Genomic DNA, 6,128 nt, shown 5'->3' with positions numbered 1-6,128 from the left:
ATTATATATATTGCATGAAATATTTTATTACTTGTATGCAATTTATTTTTTCAACTATTTTAATACATTTAATTAATATAATTTTACCATTTAAGGAATTTTTTTGCAATTAATTTAAATCGACATTCATTTGTACTTATTTTTCAAAAACATTTTTCCCATTTTTTAGTTAATAATTAATTATTTATAGATGAATTATAGCTTTTAACTTTCATTTTTAAAGCATTTTTCAATTTTAATAATTTTATATGCAAGACGGAAGTGTTTTTTTTCATTCATTTGTTCATTTCATCTATATAATTATCTATTTTTATCCATAGAATGTCTTTACATTCCCTTAAATACTTCATTACATACTTTGAATGGCATAATTAAAATATGTATACTAAATGCATGTTAAAATATTATTTTAAAAAGACGACAATATTTGTACATAATGTAGACATATAAATTTATAAATTATACAATAGTATTATTAAGATTATATATTTTTTAACATAAATTTTATATTGGAGGAAAAACAATGGAAAAAAACTATACTATGCCAATATACCAAAAGATAGCTTTGGATATTGCAAATAAAATATATACAGGTGAAATACAGGAAGATTCAGTATTGTTTGGACGCTCTGTTTTGGCTGGTAAATACAATGTATCACCAGAAACTATAAGGAGAGCTGTTAAAATTTTAGAAGATATTGGCGTTGTTAAAAGCATAAAAGGTAAAGGTGTTATTGTATTATCACCAGACAAAGCTTCTTCTTTTATAAAAAAATATAGAGACATTACAAATATATCATCATATAAATCAACACTTTACAATTTAATAGATACTAAATCAAATCTAGAAAATGAAATCTTAGATACTATAAATAAAATTATAGATTATTCTAATAGACTCGAAATAATAAACCCCTTAGTGCCCGTTCAGTTCACAATAAACTCTAATTGTAAGTACATTGGCCAAACAGCTGCACAAACTAAGTTTTGGCAAAATACAGGAGCTACAATCGTTGCAATCAAAAGAGGTGAGGAGCTTATAATCTCTCCTGGCCCATATATTGAATTTTTAGAGGGAGATATTCTTTTGGTTGTTGGGGACCAGCATATTTATAATTCTATACCAATGTTTTTATACGAAAACGAAAAATAGATTATACTACTTGGTTACAATCATACAGAAATACAAAATTGAGAATAAAAAAGTAAAAATAAAAAAGTAGAGCTTTACAACAAAGCCCTACTTTTAAATTTAAATACATCTAACCTTTAAATGTCTTACTCATCTTCTTTTTCCCAACTTAAAGCTCTTGATACAGCTTTCTTCCAACCTTTATATAATCGACTTCTCTTCTCTTCACTCATATTTGGATTAAACTCTTTTTCAACTGACCATTTTGATGTAATTTCATTTCTTCCAATATAGAATCCTACACACAATCCTGCTAAATAAGCAGCTCCCAAAGCTGTAGTTTCTACTATTTTAGGTCTATCTATATCTACATTTAATATATCTGATTGAAATTGCATCAAGAAATTATTATTACTTGCTCCTCCGTCAACCTTTAATGACTTTAATTTTAATTTTGAATCATGTTGCATTGCTTCTAATACATCTTTTGTTTGGTACGCAATTGATTCCAATGTTGCTCTAATTATATGCTCTTTTTTTGCACCTCTTGTAAGACCCAATATTGACCCTCTAGCATACATATCCCAATATGGAGCACCAAGACCTGTAAATGCAGGTACTACATACACACCATTAGTATCTTCTACTCTATTTGCATAAATTTCGCTATCGCTTGCAGATTCAATCATTTTAAGTTCATCTCTAAGCCATTGGATAGATGCTCCTCCAATAAATATACTTCCTTCTAATGCATAAGTTACTTTTCCATCAACACCCCAAGCAATTGTTGTAAGCAAACCATGTTTAGATTTAACTATATTGCTACCTGTATTCATAAGCAGGAAGCAACCTGTTCCATAAGTATTTTTTGCAGTACCTTCTTCAATACAATTTTGACCAAATAAGGCTGCTTGTTGGTCTCCTGCACATCCAGCAATAGGTATTTTAGCTCCTGATAACATACGCTCATCTGTATGCCCATAAACATAGCTAGAAGGTTTTACTACTGGTAACATACTTATTGGTATATCTAGTTCTCGTAGTATGTCTTTATCCCACTCTAAGTTATTTATATTGTACATCATCGTTCTAGATGCATTTGAATAATCTGTTATATGTACTTTCCCACGTGTTAAGTTCCATATTAACCATGTATCTATAGTACCAAATAATAATTCACCTTGTTCTGCTTTTTCTCTAGCACCTTCTACATTATCTAGTATCCACTTTATCTTTGTTGCTGAAAAGTATGCATCTATCAAAAGACCCGTTTTTTCCTTTATTGATTCTTCTAACCCTTTACGTTTAAGTACATCACAGATTTCTGATGTTCTTCTACATTGCCATACTATCGCGTTATAAATCGGTTTCCCAGTATACCTACTCCAAACAATGGTAGTCTCTCTTTGATTAGTTATACCTATTGAAGCAATTTCTTCTGGTCTTATACCTGCTGTTTCTATGACCTCTCTCATTACTCCACTTTGTGAACCCCATATTTCCATAGGGTCATGTTCTACCCAGCCAGCTTTTGGATAAATCTGTTTAAATTCCTTTTGCGCAATTTTTACTATTTCACCTTTTTTATTAAATAATATAGCTCTTGAACTAGTTGTCCCTTGGTCTAGTGCCATTACATACTTCTTTTCCATTATTTTATTCTCCTTATCATATAATAATATTATTAACTTATTAAAAAGAAAAATCTAATATTACATAATTTTAGTACATATTCCTGCTTAAATATAAAAAATATAACTCTAATTAGATTAAATACTTATATAATAAGACATCTATTTTACGCCATATCTATATATTAATATTATACATTATAGCTTGCATATTGATTAATAAATTTTAAAGGTTTATAATAAACAGTGTTCATAATAATTTTAATAAAAGAGGTGGTCATATGCCCAAGATTTTAGAAAACGTAAAGGAAGATATACTAAGAGTGTCTCGAGATATGATTTTGGAAGAAGATTACTCAAATATTAGCATAAGGAAAATAGCCCAAAGGTGTGGTATAAGTGCAGGTACAGTGTATAATTACTTCAAATCAAAACAAGAAATAATAGAATATATTACAAAATCAGAATGGGATTTATTGATAAGGCGAATTGAACACTCTAATAAAAATAGTGATAATTACATTGAAAAGCTAAATATTATCTTTACAGAAATAAGAAATTTTATAAACAAGGTTCATAATATTCAATATGATGATTTTTTAGATACTTTTGGAATGGAAAGATTTATCGAAATGAAAAAACATAAAAATGATTTTCATGAGCAACTTTCAAATAAAGTATATGAAGCCTTAGAACAAGAAAATTTCTTTAATAATGATAAATTAGTATGTAATATCATAATCAAGATGTTTTTTTCATACTCAACATATCTTCATATAGAATTTGAAGATTTAAAGCCATATATTGAAAAATTAATACATTAAGGTGGTGTTTACCTTGAATTCTAATACTAGTATTCAAAGCAAAGATAATAATCCAAAGTTATTTTTAGTACTCACTCTTTATCTTTTAGGTATATTTATGGGAGCTATAGATACTGGAATAGTATCACCAGCAAGAACAATTATACAAAATAGCCTTGGCGTAAATGAAAAAACAGGAATTTGGATGATTACTATATATACATTAACATATGCGTCTGTAATCCCTATTTCTGGCAAATTAGCAGATAAAATAGGAAGAAAATATGTATATTTAGTTAGTATATTTTTATTTGGTAGTGGCTCATTAATCTGTGGATTATCATCATTATTTTCCAACTTTTATATTTTACTAATTGGTCGTGTTATACAAGCTATTGGTGGAGGTGGAATTATGCCAATTGCTACAGCAGAATTTGGAACCACTTTCCCAGAAAACAAAAGAGGTATGGCTTTAGGTTTAGTTGGAGCAACTTATGGTATAGCGAATATTTTAGGTTCAAGTATAGGTAGTACAATACTAAGTGTATTTGGGACTCAAAATTGGAAGTGGCTGTTTTTTGTTAATCTTCCAATATGCTTGGTTATAATTATTGGAGGAATACTATGTATAAAAAATAATAAGTCTCCATCTACAGAGAAAATAGATAAATTAGGAACATTAATGTTGATATGTATAATAGTATCTTTATTATATGGTCTTATGAATATAGATTTTTTTAATTTTAAAAATTCTATACAAGATACATCTGTTTATCCTTATTTATTGACATTTATAATACTTATACCTATATTTATATTTGTTGAAAATAAAGCTAAAGACCCTATCTTGAATTTCGAATATTTTTTAAATCCAAGAATACTAATAGTACTCATTCTATCTTTAATTGTTGGTATTGGAATGATGGGTATGGTATTTGTTCCACAATATGCTGAAAATGCATTAAAAATAAATGCTGGTTCTGGTGGATATTTTGTTGCCATATTAGGATTATTTGCAGGTGTTGCTGCCCCTCTAAGCGGAAAACTTATTGATAAATTTGGTGCAAAAAAGATATTGCTACTTGGGTTCTCAGTATCTATGATAGGCTCTCTTTATCTAATTTTAATTGCACTAAAAACCAATACAGTATTTAGTGTATGTGTAAGTCTAATATTTATGGGATTAGGAATGGGATTTACCATGGGAACACCTTTAAATTACATGATGCTTTCAAATACAAAAATAGAAGAATCTAATTCTGCACTTGCAACACTATCTTTGATACGCTCAATTGGAACTTCAATTTCTCCTGCAATAATGATTGGATTTATAGCACATGCTGGTTTATCTGTACAGGATAACATTATGGATATAGTTGGTAAACCATCAACACCTAAAATAGTTCAACTTGAAGAACTTGAAACTATGATAGATGATTTAAAGTCAGACCCAGAAATGGCTAAGAATTTAAAAAATGTTTCTATACCAAACATGAACGATTCATCAAGTATTAATATGGATATGACAGATGGCAAACTACCAAAATACTTACTCGACAAAGTTCAATCAGCAGATACAACCAATATTACCAACATCACAAAAGAAATATCAACAACAATGTTTGATGAAAAAGTTCCTTCTGTAATTACAAAAATAGAATCAAATGTTCAAAAAGGAATAGATGGTACTCAAAGTGGAATAAATGGTATTGAAGAAGGTGAACACAAACTAAACAGTGGCATCAAAGGAATTCAAACTGGTATTGACAATATGATAAAAGCTAGAACTGGTATTAATCAAGGAATAGCTGGAATAAAAAAGGGTATTGCTGGAACTGATAAAGGCATAAAAGGTATGGAACAAGGTATAAAAAAACAAGATAAAGCTATACATGAAATGACACTTGCTTATAATAAAATACCTACGATACCACAAGGTACTACTCCTTCTAATAACGAAAATTCATCAAACAATCAAGAACAAAATAACACTAATAATTCTGACTCAAATGGTAATAAAAATGATTCTACAGAAGATAAAAATAATAATTCTAGTGAGAATAAACCAAATTTAAATGAGAAAAAAGAAGCTCTAAATGCTCAAATACAACAACTAAAAAAATCAAGAGCTGAGTTAAATACCAAATTACAAAAAACTAAGTCAGAAAGAAAACAATTAAGTAAAAAACTTAAAAGCATGGAATCTCAAAAGAAAGAACTTCAAACAAAATTAAATGATTCCATAAATAAAAATCAAGACATGGAAAAAGGTTTTGACACAATGGAGCAACAGAAAAAATCGCTTCAATTAGTTCTTAAAAAGACACAGGAAGTAAAAGATGAAATACCAAAAGCTTTTAATAAGTCAAAACTAGATTATATAAATTCTATAGAAAACAATAAAATAAAAATAGAAAATACATTACAATCTACTCTAAATTTAGGATTTAGACAGATGTATATAACAGTTTTTTGTGTAAATTTACTTGCATTCATAATATTGTTATTCTATAAAGAAAACAAAACTAGATAAACAGGTCCAATAGTATTATATTGTAAGCC

General features: G+C 28.2%; 4 protein-coding genes. 3 read left to right on the top strand and 1 reads right to left on the bottom strand.

Annotation, left to right across the window (positions count from 1 at the left end; translation table 11 throughout):
* Positions 1 to 523 precede the first annotated feature (523 nt).
* Positions 524 to 1,153: a TrkA C-terminal domain-containing protein gene (locus KGF50_RS19825; protein ID WP_227434287.1), complete on the top strand. Its 630-nt coding sequence runs from the start codon at positions 524 to 526 to the stop codon at positions 1,151 to 1,153.
* 125 nt (positions 1,154 to 1,278) lie between these two features.
* Here the strand turns inward: KGF50_RS19825 and glpK are convergent, their stop codons facing one another.
* Positions 1,279 to 2,784, bottom strand: coding sequence for a glycerol kinase GlpK (glpK, locus tag KGF50_RS19820; RefSeq protein ID WP_227849654.1), 1,506 nt, complete (start codon positions 2,782 to 2,784; stop codon positions 1,279 to 1,281).
* 260 nt (positions 2,785 to 3,044) lie between these two features.
* Between glpK and KGF50_RS19815 the strand changes: the two genes are divergently transcribed.
* Positions 3,045 to 3,587: a TetR/AcrR family transcriptional regulator gene (locus KGF50_RS19815; protein WP_227849653.1), complete on the top strand. Its 543-nt coding sequence runs from the start codon at positions 3,045 to 3,047 to the stop codon at positions 3,585 to 3,587.
* A gap of 13 nt (positions 3,588 to 3,600) precedes the next feature.
* Positions 3,601 to 6,099 (top strand): MDR family MFS transporter, encoded by a 2,499-nt coding sequence (locus KGF50_RS19810; protein ID WP_255655072.1) that lies wholly within the window; start codon positions 3,601 to 3,603, stop codon positions 6,097 to 6,099.
* Positions 6,100 to 6,128: the final 29 nt, after the last annotated feature.

This window comes from Clostridioides sp. ZZV15-6598, assembly GCF_020657705.1.
GTDB classification, from domain to species: Bacteria; Bacillota; Clostridia; order Peptostreptococcales; family Peptostreptococcaceae; genus Clostridioides; species Clostridioides difficile_F.
Note: the sequence above shows the minus strand (reverse complement) of the source record. Positions and strands in the feature narration are given on the sequence as shown.

Bases quoted from the DNA above. Each gene is read 5' to 3' on its own strand.
- KGF50_RS19825 (WP_227434287.1), top strand. From the start codon at position 524: ATGGAAAAAAACTATACTATGCCAATATACCAAAAGATAGCTTTGGAT.
- glpK (WP_227849654.1), bottom strand. From the start codon at position 2,784: ATGGAAAAGAAGTATGTAATGGCACTAGACCAAGGGACAACTAGTTCA.
- KGF50_RS19815 (WP_227849653.1), top strand. From the start codon at position 3,045: ATGCCCAAGATTTTAGAAAACGTAAAGGAAGATATACTAAGAGTGTCT.